This window comes from Saccharopolyspora sp. ID03-671 (assembly GCF_045278815.1).
In the GTDB taxonomy this organism is placed as follows: domain Bacteria; phylum Actinomycetota; class Actinomycetes; order Mycobacteriales; family Pseudonocardiaceae; genus Saccharopolyspora; species Saccharopolyspora ipomoeae.
This window is the reverse complement of the sequence record NZ_CP134054.1, coordinates 5,803,917-5,824,306: the sequence shown is the minus strand read 5'-3', so window position 1 is coordinate 5,824,306 and position 20,390 is coordinate 5,803,917. Positions and strand designations below refer to the sequence as shown.

22 protein-coding genes are annotated in these 20,390 nt (G+C 69.4%); 9 read left to right on the top strand and 13 right to left on the bottom strand.

What is annotated here, in order from left to right; genetic code table 11:
* Positions 1 to 62 precede the first annotated feature (62 nt).
* The 8 genes from REH65_RS26990 (at position 63) to REH65_RS26955 (ending at position 7,923) form a co-directional block, all read left to right on the top strand.
* A complete protein-coding gene (locus REH65_RS26990) occupies positions 63 to 2,240 on the top strand; it encodes a nitrate- and nitrite sensing domain-containing protein (protein ID WP_406689643.1) in 2,178 nt (725 codons plus the stop codon).
* Positions 2,237 to 2,617 (top strand): roadblock/LC7 domain-containing protein, encoded by a 381-nt coding sequence (locus REH65_RS26985; RefSeq protein ID WP_406689642.1) that lies wholly within the window; start codon positions 2,237 to 2,239, stop codon positions 2,615 to 2,617. The genes REH65_RS26990 and REH65_RS26985 overlap by 4 nt, the downstream gene beginning before the upstream one ends.
* Positions 2,618 to 2,623: 6 nt before the next feature.
* Positions 2,624 to 2,974: a DUF742 domain-containing protein gene (locus REH65_RS26980; RefSeq protein ID WP_281453740.1), complete on the top strand. Its 351-nt coding sequence runs from the start codon at positions 2,624 to 2,626 to the stop codon at positions 2,972 to 2,974.
* On the top strand, positions 2,958 to 3,536 hold the full coding sequence (locus REH65_RS26975; RefSeq protein WP_406689641.1) for a GTP-binding protein: 579 nt from the start codon (positions 2,958 to 2,960) through the stop codon (positions 3,534 to 3,536). The genes REH65_RS26980 and REH65_RS26975 overlap by 17 nt, the downstream gene beginning before the upstream one ends.
* Before the next feature lie 318 nt (positions 3,537 to 3,854).
* Positions 3,855 to 5,153, top strand: a complete 1,299-nt coding sequence (locus REH65_RS26970; protein WP_406689640.1) for an MFS transporter — start codon at positions 3,855 to 3,857, stop codon at positions 5,151 to 5,153.
* Entirely contained in the window at positions 5,150 to 6,292 is a 1,143-nt protein-coding gene (locus REH65_RS26965; protein WP_406689639.1) for a GAF domain-containing protein, read from the top strand. The genes REH65_RS26970 and REH65_RS26965 overlap by 4 nt, the downstream gene beginning before the upstream one ends.
* Positions 6,293 to 6,317: 25 nt before the next feature.
* Positions 6,318 to 7,223 carry a polysaccharide deacetylase family protein gene (locus tag REH65_RS26960; protein WP_406689638.1) on the top strand — a complete coding sequence of 302 codons (906 nt, stop codon included), beginning with the start codon at positions 6,318 to 6,320 and terminating at the stop codon, positions 7,221 to 7,223.
* A 43-nt stretch (positions 7,224 to 7,266) separates the two neighbouring features.
* Positions 7,267 to 7,923 (top strand): GntR family transcriptional regulator, encoded by a 657-nt coding sequence (locus REH65_RS26955; protein ID WP_406689637.1) that lies wholly within the window; start codon positions 7,267 to 7,269, stop codon positions 7,921 to 7,923.
* Between the two features lie 116 nt (positions 7,924 to 8,039).
* Here REH65_RS26955 and REH65_RS26950 read toward each other — a convergent pair whose 3' ends face one another.
* On the bottom strand, positions 8,040 to 8,603 hold the full coding sequence (locus REH65_RS26950) for a GNAT family N-acetyltransferase (RefSeq protein ID WP_406689636.1): 564 nt from the start codon (positions 8,601 to 8,603) through the stop codon (positions 8,040 to 8,042).
* Complete coding sequence (locus REH65_RS26945; RefSeq protein ID WP_406689635.1) at positions 8,603 to 10,624, bottom strand: primosomal protein N'; 2,022 nt, start codon at positions 10,622 to 10,624, stop codon at positions 8,603 to 8,605. The genes REH65_RS26950 and REH65_RS26945 overlap by 1 nt, the downstream gene beginning before the upstream one ends.
* Positions 10,625 to 10,715: 91 nt before the next feature.
* Here REH65_RS26945 and REH65_RS26940 point away from each other — a divergent pair, with 91 nt between their 5' ends.
* Positions 10,716 to 11,171 (top strand): tRNA (cytidine(34)-2'-O)-methyltransferase, encoded by a 456-nt coding sequence (locus REH65_RS26940; RefSeq protein WP_281453748.1) that lies wholly within the window; start codon positions 10,716 to 10,718, stop codon positions 11,169 to 11,171.
* Here REH65_RS26940 and REH65_RS26935 read toward each other — a convergent pair.
* The 11 genes from REH65_RS26935 to REH65_RS26885 form a co-directional block, all read right to left on the bottom strand.
* On the bottom strand, positions 11,158 to 11,883 hold the full coding sequence (locus REH65_RS26935; protein WP_406689634.1) for a TIGR02206 family membrane protein: 726 nt from the start codon (positions 11,881 to 11,883) through the stop codon (positions 11,158 to 11,160). The two genes, REH65_RS26940 and REH65_RS26935, sit on opposite strands and share 14 nt — an antisense overlap.
* A gap of 156 nt (positions 11,884 to 12,039) precedes the next feature.
* Positions 12,040 to 12,474, bottom strand: coding sequence for a hypothetical protein (locus tag REH65_RS26930; protein WP_406689633.1), 435 nt, complete (start codon positions 12,472 to 12,474; stop codon positions 12,040 to 12,042).
* Between the two features lie 193 nt (positions 12,475 to 12,667).
* A complete protein-coding gene (locus REH65_RS26925; protein WP_406689632.1) occupies positions 12,668 to 13,447 on the bottom strand; it encodes a hypothetical protein in 780 nt (259 codons plus the stop codon).
* Between the two features lie 35 nt (positions 13,448 to 13,482).
* Positions 13,483 to 14,724 (bottom strand): putative T7SS-secreted protein, encoded by a 1,242-nt coding sequence (locus REH65_RS26920; protein WP_406689631.1) that lies wholly within the window; start codon positions 14,722 to 14,724, stop codon positions 13,483 to 13,485.
* The gene (locus REH65_RS26915; RefSeq protein WP_406689630.1) at positions 14,717 to 15,061 is read right to left on the bottom strand and encodes a hypothetical protein; all 345 of its coding nucleotides are present in this window, start codon (positions 15,059 to 15,061) and stop codon (positions 14,717 to 14,719) included. The genes REH65_RS26920 and REH65_RS26915 overlap by 8 nt, the downstream gene beginning before the upstream one ends.
* Positions 15,062 to 15,205: 144 nt before the next feature.
* Positions 15,206 to 16,402 carry a methionine adenosyltransferase gene (gene metK / locus REH65_RS26910; RefSeq protein ID WP_281453750.1) on the bottom strand — a complete coding sequence of 399 codons (1,197 nt, stop codon included), beginning with the start codon at positions 16,400 to 16,402 and terminating at the stop codon, positions 15,206 to 15,208.
* Between the two features lie 39 nt (positions 16,403 to 16,441).
* Positions 16,442 to 17,692: a bifunctional phosphopantothenoylcysteine decarboxylase/phosphopantothenate--cysteine ligase CoaBC gene (coaBC, locus tag REH65_RS26905; RefSeq protein ID WP_406689629.1), complete on the bottom strand. Its 1,251-nt coding sequence runs from the start codon at positions 17,690 to 17,692 to the stop codon at positions 16,442 to 16,444.
* Positions 17,689 to 17,982: a DNA-directed RNA polymerase subunit omega gene (rpoZ, locus tag REH65_RS26900; RefSeq protein WP_010310991.1), complete on the bottom strand. Its 294-nt coding sequence runs from the start codon at positions 17,980 to 17,982 to the stop codon at positions 17,689 to 17,691. The genes coaBC and rpoZ overlap by 4 nt, the downstream gene beginning before the upstream one ends.
* Before the next feature lie 72 nt (positions 17,983 to 18,054).
* Positions 18,055 to 18,657, bottom strand: a complete 603-nt coding sequence (gene gmk / locus REH65_RS26895; RefSeq protein WP_281453752.1) for a guanylate kinase — start codon at positions 18,655 to 18,657, stop codon at positions 18,055 to 18,057.
* On the bottom strand, positions 18,654 to 18,971 hold the full coding sequence (gene mihF, locus REH65_RS26890) for an integration host factor, actinobacterial type (RefSeq protein ID WP_093423896.1): 318 nt from the start codon (positions 18,969 to 18,971) through the stop codon (positions 18,654 to 18,656). Before mihF ends, gmk begins: the two co-directional genes overlap by 4 nt.
* A 507-nt stretch (positions 18,972 to 19,478) precedes the next feature.
* The gene (locus REH65_RS26885; protein WP_406689628.1) at positions 19,479 to 20,252 is read right to left on the bottom strand and encodes an ESX secretion-associated protein EspG; all 774 of its coding nucleotides are present in this window, start codon (positions 20,250 to 20,252) and stop codon (positions 19,479 to 19,481) included.
* Positions 20,253 to 20,390 lie beyond the last annotated feature (138 nt).

The window sequence follows — 20,390 nt, the reverse complement described above, 5'->3', positions numbered from 1 at the left end:
TAATCAGCTGCTAGCGTCCCGCCATCATCTTCGCCGCAGAAACCGGAGGGGGGTTTCCGCTGGTGACGTCACAGGACGCCGAGACTCATCACCGGACCATCAAGAAGCGGCTCTCGCGCGCGCTCACGCTGCCGATCGTGCTGCTGTCGGTCGTGCTGCTGTCCTCTACCGTGCCGCAGGGGGTCGAATCCTTCGTCGTCTGGCGGATCGGGGTCGCGGCCGAGGACGCCGGTGGATCGGCGATGCGCGCGTTCGCCGCGCTGCAGCACGAACGCGACCTGTCGGTGCGCGAGGGCATCCCGACCGCGGAGCTGGGGGCTGCGCGCGTCACCAGCGACCGCACCACCACCGAGCTCGTCCGCACGCTGGACTCGCTGACGGACTACGCGCCCGAACCGATCGCGGTCAAGACCGAACAGCTCAAGAAGCAGCTCGCCGAGCTGCCCCAGCGCCGCCTGCTGGCCCAGGGCCCGCTCAACCGCCGCGCCACCGTCGAGTACTTCAACGCCACCATCGACACCGGCATCGACCTGTTCGACACCCAGTCCCGGCTGGCGCACGACATCCAGGTCACCCAGGACGGCATCACCGCCACCGAGCTGCTGCGCGCCTCGGACCTGATGCGGCGGGCGGCGATGCTCGGCGGATCGGCGGTGGACTCGGGCCGCTTCGAGGCGGGCGAGCACCACGCGTTCGCCGAGCAGGTGTTCACCTACCGCAGCCGCATCAGCTCTGAGAGCGCTCACGCGGCACCCGAGGTGCAGCGGCAGTACCGCGCGCTGACGGCCTCGCCCGCGTGGCAGCGGCTCACCGCGGTCGAGGACCGGCTGGTCGCCGACGGCGCGAACGGCTCGCACGCGTTCCCGCCGGAGCAGCAGCGCGCGTGGCACGACGACGTGACCACCGTGGGCCGCGACCTCAACGAGCTGGCGCTGGCCCAGTCCGACCACGCGATCACGCTCGGCATGACGCAGGCCTACTCGAAGTTCGTCTGGACGATCCTGGTGGTGCTGGTCGCCCTCGCGGCCGTCGCGCTGTGCTGGTGGTACTCGTGGCGCAACATCGGCCTGGCCGAGCAGGTCCTGCAGCGGCTGGCGCGGCTGCGCGACGCGGTGCGGCACCGCACCCACGACCTGCTGCCGCCGATCCTGGCCCGCGCCCGCGAGGGCAAGGAGGTCGACGTCGACGACGAGCTGGGCGAGCTGGACTTCGGCCGCGACGAGATCGGCGAGGTCGCCGACGCGATGGAGGTCTCGCAGCGGGCCACCATCGACGCCACGATCAAGGAGGCCGGCACGCACGCGGCGTTCCGCAGCGCCATCGCCGCGATCGCCAGCGGCCAGCAGACCCTCATCCAGCAGGCGATCGTGCTCATCGACGCCGCCGAGCACGACGAGCAGGACCCGGCGAAGCTGCGCCGGTTGCTGCAGGTCGACAGCACGGTGACGCGGCTGCGCCGCAAGATCGAGAACCTGCGGGTGCTGGCCGGGGACCGGCCGGGGCGGCGCTGGCGGGACCCGGTGCCGCTGAGCAAGCTCGTGCAGTCGGCGATCGGCGAGACCGAGCACTACACGCGGATCAACGTCCGGGCGGTGCCGCCGCTGGCGGTCAAGGGCCCGGCGGTGACCGACACGATCCGGGTGCTGGCCGAGCTGATGGACAACGCCACCCGCTTCTCACCGCCGAACTCGCCGGTGCTGGTGCGGGTGGATCGCACGACCGGCGACCGGGTGCTGGTGGAGATCGAGGACCGCGGCCTGGGGATGCCCGCGGCCGACCGCGAGCGGATCAACGAAACCCTGTCCGCACCACCGGATTTCACCGCCAACTCGGTGCAGGACGACGTCCGGCTGGGCATGGTGGTGGTCTCCCGGCTGGCGCAGCGGCGCGGCATCGAGGTCGCCCTGCACCCCGGGGAGGGCTCGGGCATCCGGGCCTCGGTGGTGCTGCCCGCCGACCTGATCACCTCGCCCGCCCAGCCCCGGCAGGGGGCCGACCGGCAGGGCGTCGAGTCCACGGTCCGCATCCGCCGCAAGCCCCGCCGCACGTCCACCTCGGTCGAGCCGGAGAGCACCGGCGGCCTGCCGCAGCGCAGACGCGGCACGACGCTCGCGCGGCTGACGTCCAGCACCGCGGCCGACGACCCGGAACCGCCGTCCGACGAGCCGCGCCGGTCGGGGTCGGCGGCGTTCATGAACCAGATCCAGCGCGCCCGTTCTCAGCAGGAGGGACGTTCGTGAGCAGCGACAACCTGAGCTGGTTGCTCCAGGATTTCCACCGCCAGGTGCCGGACGCGCGGGGGCTGATCCTGTTCTCCGCCGACGGCCTGCCGACCGCGTCGTCGGGCCTGTCCGACGACGACGCCGACGCCCTGGCAGCGCTGGGATCGTCGATCAACAGCACTGTGGCCGGCGCCAGCGCGCGCACCGGGTCGGGCCGGGTGCGCCAGACCCTGGTGGAGAGCGACGACGCGTACCTGCTGCTCACCCGCGCCGCCGAGCGCACCGGCCTGCTGGTGGTCGTGTCGATCTCGGCGGACCTGGAACTCACCGCCTCGGCGGTGGAGCAGCTGGTCGCGCGCGTCGGCGCGCACCTGGCGACGCCGGCTCGGCGGTGAGGCGGCATGGCCGAGTGGAGCGATGACGAGCCCGGGCCGCTGGTGCGGCCCTACGTGCACACCGGGGGCCGCACCGACGTCGCCAGCGAGGAGCTGAACGTCTCGGCACTGCTGCGCGCGACGCCCGATCCCGACGAGCAGGAGCTGTCGCTGAGCGCGGCGGCGGTGCGGGAGCTGTGCGCGACGCCGGTGTCGCTGGCGGAGATCGCCGCGGAGCTGGAGAGCCCGATCTCGGTGGCGCGCGTCCTGGTCGGCGAGCTCGTCACCCGGGGCCTGCTGCGGATCGCCGCCCCGAACACCGACCACCCCGACATTTCGTTCTTGGAGAGGCTGCGCAACGATGTCCGGAACCTTTGATCCGAACACGACTTCGGCGAAGATCGTGATCGCCGGGGCTTTCGGGGTCGGCAAGACCACGATGATCACCAAGCTCACCGACCGGGAGCCGCTGCGCACCGAGGAGATCCTCACCGAGGCGGGCGTGGGCGTGGACGACCTCTCGGGCGTGGAGAGCAAGCGGACGACGACGGTGGCGCTGGACTTCGGCCGCCTGGACCTGCCCAGCGGCCCGAAGCTCTACCTGTTCGGAACCCCGGGCCAGGACCGGTTCTGGCCGATGTGGGACAGCATCGCGACGGGCGCGCTGGGCGCGATCGTCATCGTCGACCCGGACCGGCTGGGCCAGTGCTTCGCGATCCTGGACTTCTTCGAGGACCGCGGCATCCCGTTCGTGGTGGCGGTCAACGAGTTCGAGGGCGCCACCCGCCACGAACCCGATCAGATCGCCGCCGCCCTGGACCTCGACCCCGACATCCCGGTCCTCCACTTCGACGCCAGGAGCAAACCCGACACCAAGGAAGTCCTGGTCACAGTCCTCAGCCGAGCCATCGACCACCGCATCACCGCACCAACGCCCTGACCTCACCACCCCACACCCACCCCAACCCGCTGACCTCCGGGCAGAGCCGGTGGTGCCGGCAGCATCGTGCGTCACCAGTGGACAGTTTTAGTCCAAAACATCCGGGCAAAACGGACATTGATCATGGGTGATTCGAGGTAAAACTGTCCCCTGCCTCGCACCACCCCACCTGAGCGCCACCCCATCGCCGCAACGAGCCCCTAACGTCCGGGGCGCAGCTTTCACGTTCCGGTTACGTGCGGGGCTTGTTCGGCAACGGGCACCGGCATACCTTTATTTGGTATACCGTGTTGGTATACCAAGCAAAGGATGAGGCTCATGTCCAACACCCGTTGGCGCTTGTTCGGTCTCCTGTTGTTGCTGGTCACCGTCAACTACGTCGACCGCGGATCGCTGTCCGTGGCACTTCCGATGATCAAGGACGAGTTCGGCATCGGACCTGAGGTCACCGGCGTCCTGCTGTCCGTCTTCTTCTGGGCCTACGCCGCGATGCAGATCCCCGCGGGCTGGCTCATCGACCGCTTCGGCCCCCGCAGGCTGATCACCGCCGCGTGCCTGGGCTGGGGCGGCGCGACCGCGCTCACCGGTCTCGCGCCCAACACCGCCACGATGGCCGTCGGTCGCGCCGCGCTCGGCGCCGCCGAGGCGCCCATCATGCCCGCGGGCGGCAAGCTCAACGCCGTGTTCCTGACCGAGAAGGAACGCGGCCGCGGCGCCACGATCCTCGACGCCGGCGCTCCCCTGGGCTCGGCGTTCGGCGGCGTCGCGATCACCGGCCTCATCGCCGCCACCGGCAGCTGGCGCTGGGCGTTCATCGCCGCCGGTGCCGCGACGATGCTGCTGGGCTTCTGGGCGTGGCGGGCCATCCGCGACACCCCGGAGACCCACCCGCACGTCGACGACGCCGAGCGCGCCCACCTCGCCCGAGCGCGCGCGGACGAGAACGCCCGCCACCAGGCCACCGGACGGCGCGCCGGTCTCGTGCACTACCTGCGCTACCGCAGCTTCTGGGCGATGTGCCTGGGCTGGCTCGGGTTCAACGGCGTCTTCTACGGGCTGCTGACCTGGGGCCCGCTGTTCCTGTCGGAGAGCAAGGGATTCGACCTCGGCGCGATCGGCTGGTCCACGTTCGTCATCTTCGGTGCCGGGTTCGTCGGCGAGATCCTCGGCGGTCAGCTCGCCGATCGGCTCCGCGATCGCGGCTTCGGCACCAACGCCGTGCTGCGGAGCCTGCTGGGATTCGCCGGGCTGTGCGTGATCGGCGGGCTGGTCGGGGTCGTGCTCGTGCCGGGTCCGGTCGCGGCCATCGTCCTGCTGTCCACCGTGCTGTTCTTCCTCCGCTGGGTCGGCCTGTTCTGGGCCGTGCCCGCGATCCTCGGCGGCACCGAGGACGCCGGGGTGCTCGGCGGCGCGATGAACCTGGCGGGCAACGTCTCCGGCTTCATCACGCCCATCGCGGTGGGGCTCATCGTCGGCGCGACCGGCGGTTACACCGGGGCGCTGCTGTACTTCGTCGGCGCGGGCGTGATCATGACGATCTCGGTCCTCGTCCTGGACTACAGCACCCGGCTCGCTCCCCGCGCCACGTCCGCGCCCGTTCAGGGAGGTGCCGCGTGACCCGCATCGGCATGATCGTCCCGTCCTCCAACACGACCCTCGAACCCGCCACCCGGCGACTGCTCGCCGAGCGGTCCGATGTGGACGTGCTGTGCACCCGGATCCCGGTGCGCGCCATCACCCGCGACGGCACGGGCGCGTCCTTCGACGTCGAGACGATGGTGAGCGCGGCCGAGCTGCTGGCCGACGCCGAGGTGGACTGCGTGGTCTGGAACGGCACCGCCGGGTCCTGGCTCGGCGCCGACCACGACCGCCGGATCGCGTCGGCCATCACCGACCGCACCGGCCTCCCCGCCACGACCTCGACGCTGGCGATCCTGCAGGCCTGCCACGACTTCGGCGTCACCGAGCTGGCCTGCGCCTCGCCCTACACCGCCGACGTGGCGGAGGCGATCGTCGCCGAGTACGCCGGCCACGGCATCACCATCACCGGACGCAGCGAGTGGTGCCTGTCCGACAACCGCGCCTTCGCCGCACCGGGAGCCGCCGAGGTCGCCGAACTGCTGCGCAGCGCGGCGAAACCCGGTGCGCACGCGGTGGGTCTGATCTGCACCAACGTCGACGGCGCGGCGGTGGCCGCCGACGTCGAGCGCGAGCTGGGCGTGCCGGTGATCGACAGCATCGCCGCCACCCTCTGGTGGGCGCTGGAGACCGCGGGCGCGCCCTCGCGCATCAACGGGGCGGGGGCGCTGCTCGACCAGGCGGACCTGCGGCACCGCGCGTCGCGGATCGTCGCCGAGCTGCGGGTGCGCACCGGCTGCGACCGCACGACGCTGCGCGTCGACGACCCGCTGCGCGGCCTGCACGTCGACCTGTGCGCGGCGGAGTCCCGCGCCGACGGGGTGCGCTCGATCCAGCACGACCCTTCCCTCGACCAGCGCGGGTTGGAGACCGTGCGGTGGCTGGACGAGCACCGGCGGGTCCTCGTGCAGCCCGCGTTCACCGAACCGCCGTTCCCGCCGCAGGCGCTGCGCGAGGTCTACGGCGTGAGCGCCCAGGTGCTCGGCCCGGTCGAGCGCGGCGGCGAGGTCGTCGCGTGGTTGTCGGCGCACAGCATCGGCGAGCGGGCGTGGACGGAGTCCGATGTGGACGCGATGAACGCGGCGCGCGACGCGGTCGCGGCGCTGCTGGACCGGTGATCTCTCGATGTCGAAAGGACAACGCATGAAGAAGATCCAGGTGTGCGTCGGTGTCGACGTGGACTCCTGCGCCGGGTGGCTGGGCTCCTACGGGGGGCAGGACTCCCCCAATGACATGCAGCGCGGCGTGTTCGCCGGGCAGGTCGGCGTGCCGCGCGTGCTCAAGCTGCTGGAACGCCGCGGCATCACCGGCACGTGGTTCTGGCCCGGTCACTCGCTGGAGACCTTCCCGGAGCAGGCTCGGATGTGCGTCGAGGCCGGGCACGAGATCGGCGCCCACGGCTACAGCCACGAGAACCCGCGCTCGCTGTCGCCCGAGCAGGAGCGCGACGTGATGACCAAGAGCGTCGAGCTCATCGAGGACCTGTGCGGGAAGCGGCCCGAGGGCTACGTGGCGCCGTGGTGGGAGATGAGCGAGCACACCGCGGGCATCCTCGCCGACTTCGGCTTCTCCTACGACCACTCGCAGAACTACCACGACTTCGTGCCGTTCTACGCCCGCGTCGGGGACCGGTGGACGCCGATCGACACCTCCCGGCCGGCAGCGCACTGGATGAAGCCCCTGGAGCACGGCAGCGAGATCGACCTCGTGGAGTTCTGCGGCAACTGGTACGTCGACGACCTGCCGCCGATGATGTTCATCAAGTCACACCCGAACTCGCACGGCTTCGTCAACCCGCGCGACATCGAATCCCTCTGGAACGACCAGTTCGACTGGGTCCACCGGGAGCTCGACTACGCGGTCATCCCGATGACGCTGCACCCGGACGTCTCCGGGCGGCCGCAGGTGCTGCTGATGCTGGAGCGACTGCTGGACCGGTGGGCGGAGTTCGACGGCGTCGAGTTCGTGCCGATGGCCGAGGCCGCCGCCGAGCACCGACGCCGCTTCCCCTTCGACCAGCCCGAACGACCGGACGGTCTGGGGCGGTGAGCAGCTGATTCGGCCTGGTGCCACTGCTAGGATCCGAGGTGGCATGGCTTCTGATTCCCACTCGACCGAGACCGTCCTGCTGCGGGGGCGACTGATCGACACCCTGCGCAACGACGTGATCATCGGTCGCTATCCCCCGGGCTACCGGCTCGTCGAGCGGGACGTCGCCGACACCTACGGGGTGTCGCGGCTTCCCGCTCGGGAGGCGCTGCAGGCGCTGCGCGCCGAGGGCTTCCTGGAGGTCCGCAACACGCGCGGTCTGGTCGTGCGCACCTGGACCGAGACCGACGTGAGCGAGCTGTTCGACATCCGCGAGGCGCTGGAGTCGGTGGCCTGCCGCCAGGCCGCGGAGCAGCGCACCGACGACGACGTCGTCGCGCTGCGCGAGGCGGCCGACGCGGCCGATGCGGCCGTCGCCTCGGGCGACACCTCCGGCGCGCACGACGCCAACGCGCTGTTCCACCAGCTGCTGGTGACCGCGGCCCACAACCGCACGCTCAGCGAGGTCACGGCCCCGATCCTCTACCGGGTGCAGTGGCTGGTCCGCCAGATCCCGGACCCCCACTCGGTCTCGGACGACCACCACGCCCTCGTCGAGGCCATCGCCGACGGCGACCCCCGCCGCGCACAGCGCCTCGCCGTCTCGCACGCGGAACGCAACCGCACCACAACCCTCAAAGCCATGTTCCCGGGCCGCTGACCCGTCACCAGCGGACAGTTTTAGTCCAAACTGTCCGGACAAAGCGGACATTGATCATGGGTGATTCGAGGAAAAACCGTCCTCTGCCTCGCACCACCCGAGTGCCAGGCCCCGGCTCAGGGCTTGGGGCGCAGCTGGTCGCGGGTGACGGCGTACTCGACGTCGCCGTGCTCGGAACCGGGGATGGGGCCCTCCGGCCACGTGGTGAAGAAGGTGCGGACGTAGCGCAGACCGGCCTTCTCCATGACGCGGCGGGAGCCGGTGTTGACCGTCATGGTCTGGGCCCACACGCGACTCAGGCCGAGGTCGGCGAACCCCTTGTGGATCAGCGCCCGCGATCCCTCGGTCGCCAAGCCTCGGCCCCAGGCCGAGCGGTGCAGCCGGTAGCCGAGCTCGAAGTTGCCGAGGTCGTCCGACGCGTTCGGGTGGAACTTGAAAAGTCCCAGGAACTCCCCGGTCTCCCGCTCGACGGCGACCCAGTTGCCGTGTCCGCCGTAGCGCTCGTAGCGCGCCAGGTACATCGGCATGGTCTCCGACCGGACCTCTTCGAGCGTGCTGGGCACGCCGCCGTTGAGGTACCGCATGACCTCGGGATCGCCGTTGAGCCGGAACACCGCGTCGGTGTCCTCGGCGGTGAGCTCCCGCAGCACCATGCGCTCGGTCTCCAGGAACACCCGCACTACAACATCTCCAGCGGGTCGAGGCGGACCTGGAGCTCGGTGGCCTTGCGGGCCGCGCGGATGGCCTGGGCGGCGTGCAGGGAGTCCGCGAGCGCTCGGCCTTCGGTGCGGTCGACGCGGACGATGAGGCGCTCGCGCTCGGAGCTGCCGTCCTCGTCGACCTCGCCGAGCGGCACCGGCCCGAGAACTTCAGCGCTGGAAGGCAGGTCCGCCGAGTCCAGCAGCGCCTCGATCGCGTCCGGCGTCCCGTCGACGGCCGCCACGCGGCGTGCGGGCGGGAACCCGAGCTCGGCGCGCTCGGCGAGTTCCTGCGCGGCGTACCAGGCCGGGTCCCACCGCACGAGCGCCTGCACCGGCTGCAGCGACGACTCCGCCATCACCACCACGCGCCCGCCGTCGGAGGCGGGCCGCACGAGAGCGGCGGCGGCGAACCACTTGCGCAGCGCGGCCTCCGACGCCCGCAGCTCGGGTCGTCCGAGCAGGGTGCGGCCGTCCAGCAGCAGCGCCGCGCCGTAGCCGCCGTCGGCGACGGGTTCGGCGCCGGGAGTGCACACGATCAGCGCGGGCTTGCCGGGCACGTCGGCGAGGATCTCGCCCGCACCGGAGGTCCGCACCGGGGTCCCGGGGAACGCCCGCCCCAGCTCCTCGGCGGTGCGGCCCGCACCGACGGCGACCGCGCGCAACCGCCGCGACCCGCACTGCGGGCACTTGAACGCCGCCTCGGAGGTCCCGCACCAGCTGCACGCGGCCGGTTTGGGCATCCCGTCCTCGGTTCCCCCGGGCAGCGACAACGGCCCCGCGCAGCGCCGGCACCGAGCGCGTTCGCGGCAGTCTCCGCAGGCCAGAGCCGGTACGTACCCGCGCCGCGGCACCTGGACGAGCACCGGCGCACCGCTCTTGAGCGCGGCCCGGGCGGCCTCGAATCCCACCGACGGCAACCGGGCGGCCCGCGCGGCGGGGTCGCGCGCGAGCTGCGTGTCGTCCTCGCCGATGGAGGTCACGCGCGGCGCGGCGGCCCGCACCTCGGTGCGGTGCGCGACGAGCTCGTGCGCCCAGCCGGACTCGACCAGCAGCGCGGCCTCGGCGGTCCGGGCGAACCCGCCGACGACGAGCGCCGCGCCCGCGGTGTGCGCCCGCTGGGTGAGCACGTCGCGCGTGTGCGGGTAGGGCGTCTGCGGGTAGGAGTGAAGGTCGTCGCCGTCGTCCCACACCACGGCCAGCCCGAGGTCGCGCACCGGCGCGAACATCGCCGCGCGCGTGCCGATCACCACCCGCGCGGCACCGCGCAGGGCGGCGAGCCAGTGCTTGTAGCGCTCGGCCGGGCCGCTGTCGGCGGTCAGCGTCACGACGTCGTCGCCGAGCAGCGCCGCGCAGGCCGAGTGCAGCCGCTTGAGGTCGCGGTGATCGGGCACGACGATCAGCGCCCCGCGTCCGGCGGAGGCCGTGGTGGCGGCGGCTTCGGCGAGCCGCGCGGGCCAGTCCTCCCCCGGCAGCGCCTGCCACACCGCGCGGGCCGGACGACCCGCGCTCAACGCGTCCAAGAAGGACTGACCGTGCTGATAACGCTGCCACGCAGGCGTTTCCGGCCGATCGGGCGCGGGAACCGGTTCGCGCCGCGCGGACTTCTCGGCGGCGGCGCTGCGCGGTGGGATCGCCAGCCGCAGGACGTCGACGAGCATCCCGCCGTAGCGGCCGGCGACAGCGCGGGCCTGGGCGAGCATCTCCGGCGTCAGCACCGGTTCCGGCGAGGCGACCCGCTCCAGCCACGCCAGGTTGCCCTTGAACTCGGAGGTCTCGACGCGCTCCAGCAGGTAGCCGTCGACGAGCTTGCCGCGGAACCGCACCCGCACCCGCACCCCGGCCTGAGCGTCGGCGTCGAGCCGATCGGGAACGCGGTAGTCGAACGGGCGGTCCAGGTGCACCGGCAGCGGGACGTCGACCAGCACGCGCGCGACCGGACTGCTCGCCGCCGCCGTGCGCTCGGTCTCCTCCTTCCGCTTCCGCGGCTGCCCACCTGCCATGTGTCTTCTCTACCATGCTCCCCCGTCGCGCCCCGGTGCCGGAGGTGACCGGCGAGTTGGATCCGGGTGGAGCGTGTGAAAGCATTTTCGAGTGTTTCACGTCGTCTTCTACCACCCCGAGATTCCCGGGAACGCCGGGAACGCGATCCGGATGGCGGCCGGTTCGGGCGCCGCGCTGCACCTGATCGAGCCCCTGGGGTTCTCCGTGGAGGACGCGAAGCTGCGCCGCGCCGGGCTGGACTACCACGACCGCGCGGCGCTGCACGTCCACCCGAGCCTGGACGCCTGCTGGGACGCGCTGCGCCCGGAGCGGGTCATCGCGTTCACCGCCCGCACCGAGATGATCCACACCGAGGTCGACTACCGGCCGGGCGACGTGCTGCTGTTCGGCCCGGAGTCGACGGGGCTGCCGGACGAGCTGATCGAGTCGGCGTCGCTGCGGGTGCGGATCCCGATGCTGCCGGGCATCCGGTCGATGAACGTCGCGAACTCGGCGGCGGTCGCGGTCTACGAGGCGTGGCGGCAGCAGGGCTTCAAGCTGCCGTGACGGGCTCGCGGCGGCGCGTCCAGGGCCAGGTGAGCAGCGCCCAGGCGGCCATGCCGACGACGAGCTCCACGGCCAGGTAGGTGGGCCAGCCGCCCATCAGGTCCAGCAGCGACGGGTTGTCCGGCTTGCTGCTGACGAACCCGTAGTTGGTGCCCGCGATGGCGTTGAAGCCCAGCATCAGCACTCCCCACGCGACGGTGACCCCGACCGAGACCCAGTACCCGCGCCAGGTCGGCCTCAGCCCGATTCCCCAGGTCAGGAAGGCCGCGGTCCAGATCACCAGCAGGTGCTGACCCCAGAACTCGACGAAGTCGACGTGCGGGAAGTCGGGCGCGTCCAACGCCGGCGTGATGATCGCCTGCGGTGTCAGCGTCAGCCCCCAGAAGTACAGCAGCGCGTGCGGCGTCGAGGCCCGCGTCCACAACGCCCAAGCCGCCACCACCCACGCCAGATCGCACAGGTGCAGCGGCAGCGAGTTGAACAGGTCCCAGGCCCCGGGGGTCAACCGGTACGCCAGCAGCGGCAGGTTGAACCCCACCACGACCAGCGCGAACCCCCGGCACCACCGCTCGACCCCGGCCCGGTCCCGCAACCGCCTCCCGAGCACGACGAGGACCACCGACCCGAGCACGATGAGCCCCATCAAAGCCACGTGCGACGGGCCGTACACCACGAACCGATCCCCAACCGGCTCCACACCCCCAACACTCACCCACCCACCCCATCCCGTCAATCCCACCCAACACACCCGAACCAACCCGCGTCACGCCAAAACCCCCAAAAAACCGGATCAAATACCGCAGTTTTCGACCGCAAGCGCGAGGTGGTGAGGGCGATCAGACGACAGGCGAGCTCATCGTGCGGCCTGTCAGGCGATACCGAGGGTGACGCTAGCGCCCTGCGGCAGCTCGTGGATTCGTTGCGCGAAGGGGCCGCGAATTCGCATGCACTTTCCGGCGTCCTTGGCCGTGAGGTTGGTGAAGTCGTAACTACCGCCCAACGTGAAAAGGCGCCACGGCACTAACCGCTGGCTATATCCGAGCGGCCCCATCTCGTCTTGCCACGCAGCGGCTATCGATCGGCAGCCATGCACTTCAAGGTCGTCCAGCAACCAGCTCGCCCAGTCTTCGAGCGAGCTGCCCAGCAGCACCGTCTCTCCAGATTCCGGATGGAAGAGGACCACTTCACTCCGACGGCGGATGGCGAACTGAACCCCGAAGAGATCCTGGCCGAAGCAGAAGAGGTTGTCCGCCAATCCACCGTAGGTGCTCTTCCACTCGTCGACCTTGTTCCAGCGCTCCAACTCCGGACCGAGTCCAGGGTTGCCGGCGCGAAAGACTTGCACGCCCGAGTTGCACGCGAAGAAGCCGTTAAACTGGTCAGCAACCTGGCCAGCTCGCCCAACGGCCCCTCGTTCGCACCGAGGTCGACCGTTCTCGGGTATCCAGAACTACCTCGAGCGCCGGCGACGAGGAGTTGGAGTGCGGATCGCATTCTCATACGACTCCAGGCACCGATGAAACGTCGATCCGGTTGAGCACAGCTTCACGCAGTTCCGACGTAACCGCCGTGCGCATATCGGGTTGCGTTGTGATCCCTGCAGGGGCAACATGCCAGGGCTGCTCGGCGAACCACAGGTCGAGCGAGGCGAGCAACACCGCACCGGCTTCGTCACCTCTACCAGCCTTGACGAGCTGACGGGCGAGCCAGAACGACATCGCCCAGTCCTGGGGTTCCAGTCCCGCATCGTGCAGCTTGATCGCAATAGCGGGCTGTCGCGAACGCTGCGACGCTCCCCATAGCCTGCGCCGCTGCGACCCGCTCAAGTTCTGCGGGTCCTGTTCGGCGAGTTCCGCATCAGCAGCGCGCAGTGGCTTCGCAGGCAGGGGACTGTACAGATCCATGTCAAAACCCGTGATGAGACTGTGGACCGGTTGTCCCTTCGCCACCTCGCTTTGCAGCCAGACAAGACGTTTTCCCAGCGTGCTTCCCTCCGGAACATGGCGTCCCACACGCTCGAGCACAGCCGCCGGATCATCACCGGCCTCGACCGCACCAATCAGCAGAGCCTCGTCAAACGGCATGTCATGATCGAAGAAACTTCCGGGGCGGCTGCTGAATCGGGTGATCGCGTCCTCAGCCAGTTCTCGAGCATCGGAAAATCCGTCACGCCACCAGAAGACCTCGATCGCAGCAGCCGTAGCAGGCCACACATCATCAGCCGACTGGTTCTGCTGCGTCGTGAGCAGCAGCCGTTCGAGAACGTCTTGCGGCATCGTGGGTTGACTCCTTAATGAGTTCTCACTCGCTGTTACTCGACGAGGATTCGCACGTGGTCATCTTTCCCGAGCTCTTGAGCCCTGATCTGGGCATTCATGGAAGATCCCGCGCCACGGTTGTCGCTGGCGTCAATGTACTTGACCGAGCTTCCCTCACCGCCCTCGCGGAACATCGCCGGCGGATACTCATCACGATCGAGATAGTCACCTCCCCTGGTCGGGATCCCGCGCAGCGATTCCCTCCGGTTGATGTCCGCGTTCTCCTTGTCAATCGTGAGATCTGACGGCAAGGGCTCTCCCCTCCGCTGCGGATCAGGACCGTGTGAGATGACTCCGGCTTGCGCCTCTTCGATGTGCTCCGCGGACTCCGGATACTTCTCGCTCTTGACGATGACAGGCTGGGGGCTCGCATCCGGAAAGTTCTCCCCATATGCGGGAGGGTCTTCCGCGCCGAGGGACGACGCGAGATCATCCGCGTCCTCACGGACTTCATCTGCCAGCTCGTTGGTCTTGTCGAGAACGGTGTTGGAAGCTGCTTCGGTACTAGCTTCTACAGAACGTGCCGCATCGTCCAGCCCCACCAGATCAAAGCCGCCGCCGACGACGTTTCCCACACCGTCGACGGCACCAGCGATCGTCGTACCCGCAGCATCGACGAAGTTTCCGACGCCGTCGAGTGCGTAATGAGCGATATTTCCCGGTATATCTCCGATCGTCTCTGCTGCGTCACCGAAGAACTCACCGATCTCGTCGAGCAAGGACGGCTTTTCAGGCGCGTCCTCCTGAGCGCTGTTCACCGCAGAAGCTGCGTCCTGACCAGCCTGATCAAGCTGTTGACGCGCGCGATCAAGGAGGGCTCGGGCGCTCTCCCGCTTGACTTCTCCTGGGTCGTTGAAAGGTGCGTCTTGTGGTCCACGTTCGAATTCGTCCTGGGCCCGCTCGGTCGCACGTTGACCGGCCTCGTACTCCTCGACGGCTTCGCAGGCCTGAGCCTGAGCCCACTCCAGCACCCCCACGAAGTCGCTCAGTGCCCGTGCCGAATCGTGAAAAGCATCCCCCGCCTTGATCCAACGCAGGGGTTCCTGTTCGAACCGCTGGCGGAAGGCATCACCGGCTTCGCCTTCCCAACCCCCCGCATCGAGGCGCTTGAAGCCCTCGCCGATCTCCAAGAGTCGATCACCGAGCTTGCCGAGTCTTTCCGCAGAACCACGGACATCAGCCGGGTCTCCCGGGACCAACTCCTTGGGGTCAGTCGTCTCCCCTAGTTCAGCCATCCTGCTCAATCGCTTCCGCACCGGGGTCATCGACACCGTCGAAGAACCCCTTCAAGCGCCGCTCGTGTTCCGAGTCCGCCTCGATATAGGCACCCGCAGCATCGATCATTCGTTGCGACATGTCGTTGCCGTCGGTGAGCAAACTCGCGATCCCGACATCCCAACGTTCCGTGAAAGACGCACAGGCCTCGGCCAGCGCAGGGTGCCCCCAGGATTCCGGAGCGCAGTCGATGTCCTCGACAGCGAGTTTCTCGGTCTCCGTGAGAAGCTCAGCGATCCCGATGCCCGCATCGGTCAATGCGTCGATATCGACGCGGAAGTACTCCCCAGCCCCCATCAACAACCTCCGGCAAAGAGATCATCTCCTTGTCGAATAGTAGTGTGACCCGTACCGCGCGAGGGGCTTTCTGCACAATGTGCGACCTGAACAGACCAGAAGGCGCCCCCGGAGGGTTCCGGGGGCGCCTTCTGCGGAGCGGGGTCAGACTCCGGCTGCTGCCTTGAGGGCTTCTGCGCGGGTGGTGGATTCCCAGGGGAGGTCGACGTCGGTGCGGCCGAAGTGGCCGTAGGCGGCGGTGGCCGAGTAGATGGGCCGCAGCAGGTCGAGGTCGCGGATGATGGCGGCCGGGCGGAGGTCGAAGACCTCGTTGACCGCCTTCTGGATCCGGGCCGGGTCGACGGTCTCGGTGCCGAAGGTCTCGATGAACAGGCCCACCGGCGCGGCCTTGCCGATCGCGTAGGCGACCTGGACCTCGATGCGCTTGGCCAGGCCCGCGGCGACGACGTTCTTCGCGACCCAGCGGGTCGCGTAGGCGGCGGAGCGGTCGACCTTCGACGGGTCCTTGCCGGAGAACGCGCCACCCCCGTGGCGGGCCATGCCGCCGTAGGTATCGACGATGATCTTCCGGCCGGTCAGGCCCGCGTCACCCATCGGCCCGCCGACGACGAACCGGCCGGTCGGGTTGACCAGCAGCCGGGTCTCGGCGGTGCTCAGCGCGAGGTCCGCGATCTCGGGCTCGACGACGTGCTTGGTGATGTCGCCGACGAGCTGGCCTTCGAGGTCGATCTCCTCGGCGTGCTGCGTCGACAGCACGACGGTGTCGAGCCCCACGGCCTTCTCGCCGTCGTAGGCGATGGTCACCTGGGTCTTGCCGTCGGGCCGCAGGTACGGCAGCACCCCGTCCTTGCGGACGCGGGTGAGCCGGCGGGACAGCCGGTGCGCCAGCGCGATCGGCAGCGGCATCAGCTCGGGCGTGTCGTCGCAGGCGTAGCCGAACATCAGGCCCTGGTCACCGGCGCCCTGCTGGGCGATCTCGTCGATGACGCCTTCGACGCGGGTCTCGTGCGCGGTGTCGACGCCCTGGGCGATGTCGGGCGACTGCGAGCCGATGGCGATGTTGACGCCGCAGGAGTCGCCGTCGAAGCCCTTGGCGGAGGAGTCGTAGCCGATCTCGAGGATCTTGTTCCGCACGATGGCGGGGATGTCGGCGTAGGCCTCGGTGGTGACCTCACCGGCGACGTGCACCTGCCCGGTGGTCACCAGCGTCTCCACGGCCACGCGCGAACGCGGGTCCTGCGCGAGCAGCGCGTCGAGGATCGAGTCGCTGATCGCGTCGCAGATCTTGTCGGGGTGCCCTTCGGTCACCGACTCACTGGTGAACAACCGCTGCTGACTCACAACTCTCCTAGGGTCTGACGGCGTCGACGCCGTCAAACACTACTGGTAGGAGAGCCGCCGCCCGACCGCATCCCACAGTGTGGACGCCAGGAGGGACTTGGCGCCGAGATCGATCCGCTCCTCGGTGCCGTCGTCGCCGAGGAGCCATCCGGAGTTGTCCTCGACCTCGAAGGCCATGCCGTCGCCGACGGCGTTGACCACGAGCATGTCGCAGCCCTTGCGCGCGAGCTTGGCCCGGCCGTGGTCGAGCACCGAGGAGGTCGCGTCACCGGTCTCGGCGGCGAACCCGACGATCAGCGACGCCGCGAGCTTGCCCGCGGAACGGGACTCGACGAGCTCGGCGAGGATGTCGGGATTGCGGGCCAGCACAACGGGTTCCGGATCCCGATCAGTCTTCTTGATCTTGTGCTCGGCCTGGTTCACCGGCCTGAAGTCGGCCACCGCGGCGGCCATCACGACGGCGTCGGCGCCGTCGGACTCGGCCAGCATCACCGTCCGCAGCTCCTCGGCGGTGCCGACCTTGATGAGCCGCACACCGGCCGGAGTGACCAGGTCGGCGGTGTGCGCGGCGACCAGGGTCACGTCGGCGCCGCGGTGCGCCGCGATGCGCGCCAGCGCGTATCCCTGCCGCCCGGACGAGCGGTTTCCCAGGTAGCGGACGGGGTCGAGCGATTCCCGGGTTCCCCCGGCGGAGATGACGACCCGCTTGCCGTCCAGGTCCCACGGCAGGGAGGTCGACGAGGTCAGCAGCAGCCGCGCCAAGTCGACGATCTCGGCGGGGTCGGGCAACCGCCCCTTGCCGGTGTCCTTGCCGGTCAGCCTCCCGCTGTCGGGTTCGGCGACGACGACACCGCGCTCGCGCAGCGTGGCCACGTTGTGCCGGGTCGCCGGGTGCTCCCACATCTCGGTGTGCATCGCGGGGACCATCAGCACCGGGCAGCGCGCGGTGAGCAGGGTGTTGGTGAGCAGGTCGGGAGCCTGCCCGGTGGCCGCGCGGGCCAGCAGGTCAGCCGTGGCGGGGACGACGACCACGAGGTCGGCCTCCTGGCCGAGCCGCACGTGCGGCACCTCGTGCACGTCGGTGAACACGCCGGTCTCGACCGGCTGCCCGGACAGCGCCTCGAAGGTGGCCTTGCCGACGAAGTTCAGCGCGGCCTCGGTGGGCACGACGCGAACGCTGTGGCCGGTCTCGGTGAGGCGCCGCAGCACCTCGCACGCCTTGTAGGCGGCGATGCCACCGCTGACGCCGAGGACCACCCTCGGGCGGTCCTCGGTCGTTCCGGTCGTCACTCGCCTTCGGTGTGCTCGAGCACGCCGGCGTGGATCTCGCGCAGCGCGATCGACAGCGGCTTCTCGCGCGGGCCCGGCTCGACCAGCGGGCCGACGTACTCCAGCAGGCCCTCGCCGAGCTGGGCGTAGTAGTCGTTGATCTGCCGCGCGCGCTTGGCCGAGTAGATGACCAGCGCGTACTTCGAGCTGACCTGCTCGAGCAGGTCGTCGATCGGCGGGTAGGTGATGCCCTCGACGGTGTTGGTCGAGGGGCTGCTGTTGAGGGCAGCCAGCGCGCTAGGGGTGCTCACAGGTGTGGCTCCTGCTCAGTAGTAGGTCGTTCGGGACGACGCGAAGGGACAGCGACCAGGATGACCTGGGCGTCACTTCTCGTGGCCGAGTATCAATCGTACCAATTCGCTGGTCGCGGACTGCAGGTCGGCGTTGACGACGGTCTCGTCGAACTCGGGTTCGGCGGCCAGTTCATCGCGCGCGGCGGCCAGGCGCTTCTCGACGACGTCGGCGGGCTCGGTGCCGCGACCGGTGAGCCGGTCGACGAGCTCGTCCCAGGACGGCGGCAGCAGCATGACCAGCTGCGCGTCCGGCCAGGCGGTGCGAACCTGGCGCGCGCCTTGCAGTTCGATCTCCAGCACTGCCGGACGGCCCGATTCGATAGCCTCTTCGACCGGCTTGCGCGGCGTTCCGTAGAAGTTGCCCGCGTAGCGGGCGTGTTCGAGCATCTCGCCGTCGGCGATCATCCGCTCGAACTCCGCGACGGAGACGAAGTGGTAGTGCACCCCGTCGACCTCACCCGGGCGCGGGGCCCTGGTGGTCGCGGACACGCTGAAGTACACCTCCGGCACCTGCCGGCGCACTTCGCCGAGCACGCTGGACTTGCCGACGCCGGAAGGCCCGGAAACGACGGTGAGCCGAGGCTCGCCCTGACGGACGATCCTCGGCTCAGCGCCGGCTTGTGCGTCGATCACTCGCCGCTGAACTCGGTGAGCAGCGCCTTGCGCTGCCGCTCGCCCAGCCCGCGCAGACGACGGCTGTTGGCGATCTCCAGCCGCTCCATGATCTGCTGCGCACGGACCTTGCCGACGCCGGGAAGGGCCTCGAGCAGGGCGGAGACCTTCATCTTGCCCAGAACCTCGTCGTTGTCGGCGGTGTCCAGGACCTCCGCCAGCGTGGTTCCGCCTCGCTTGAGGCGCTCCTTGAGCTCAGCTCGGGCGCGACGGGCGGCAGCCGCCTTTTCCAGAGCTGCTGCCCGCTGCTCCTCAGTCAGCTGGGGAAGGGCCACCATGTCCTCCGTGATGTGGGGTTTCGCTTGATCGGTGCGGGCGACGGTACCGAGTCCCGAAAGGCGGTTGCCCACGGGGGTCCCGGTTTTGCGGAACGGATCAGTCCGCCCCACCGCCCTGGCCCTTGAAGTTCTACCCGTACAAGGCGTGCACGAGCACGGGGCCGCTGCAAGTCCTATCAACAAAGCCGCTGAAGTGCACTAATCTCGGCCAAACTTATCGGAATGTGTCCGATTTCCGCACAGTTGAGCCACGTGGAGGCCATCTCCGCAGGTCACAACGGCGTAAAACACTCCCCGAACGGACGCGCCCCGAAGGTCTGTTCTATGATGAAAGTTGATCTTGTTCTCGGAGATTTCTTCCACTCAGCGGAAAAGGTGGTCCTGTGATGTGGCACCGCGACACCCGGGCGTGCCGCTCCCCCGGACGCGACCCCGGATGTGACGGAGCCCCGGGCGCGTAACACCCGAGGCTCCGGCAGCAGATCCGTTACCGCCTGTTCACGACTACAGCGTCTTGGTCAGGTCTTGAACCCGGGTGATCATGCGCTGGCGGTCGATGGGGGCGATCGTGGTCCAGCCCTCGTCGCTGCGGTGGCTGTTCTCGATCATGTACCAGCCTTTGGCGTTGGCGAAGAAGTTGGTGACCATCGGAGCCCGGTGGCGCTTGCCGTGGCCGTCCATGACGGCGTAGCCGACCTGCGCGTAGGCGTTGCGCGCCCCACCGGCCATCTCCACGAGCGCCTTGGCCTCCTCGCGCCGAACCCCTTGCCGCACAAGCGCTTCGGCCATCTCGCGGTCGTTGCCGGCCGACTTGGCGGCGGTTTCCATCGCCGCGCTGCGCAGCGAGACGCCCTTGCCGGGGCCGGCCTTGACGTCGTCGGGCAGCACGCTCACGATCGCCCGCACCATCGAGTCCGCGGGCAGGGTCTGCACGGTCACGGACTCCTCGGTGAGCACCGCGAGGGTGGCGTGACCGCGGGTGCAGGCCACCATGCCCGCCACGATGCGCTGAGCGCCGTCGGGCGTGCGCCGGCGGAAGTTGATGTCGAAGGCCCGCTCGTAGCGCGTGAGCGGCAGCAGGGCCCCCTGGATGTCCTCTTCCCGCATCTCGTTGCCGAACCCGAGGTTCTGCAGCTCCTCGCGCGCGCGAGCCTCGACCTGGCGCCGCTCGGATTCGAGGATGCCTTCGGGCAGGACGTTGAGCACGAGGGGTTTGGTGCCGAGGTTGAAGTACTTCCACGCCTCGTGGAAGCCCTGCTTCGACAGCTCGATCTTCACCGGTTCTCCCCAGCCAGACAGTGTGGACGGCACCGACTCGATCGCGTCCACGATGTGATCCGAGTTGTTCACTGATTGGTCCAGTTCTCAGCCGTTCGGAAGCCCATGACGCACGGCCGTCCCCCACAGTCCGAGCAC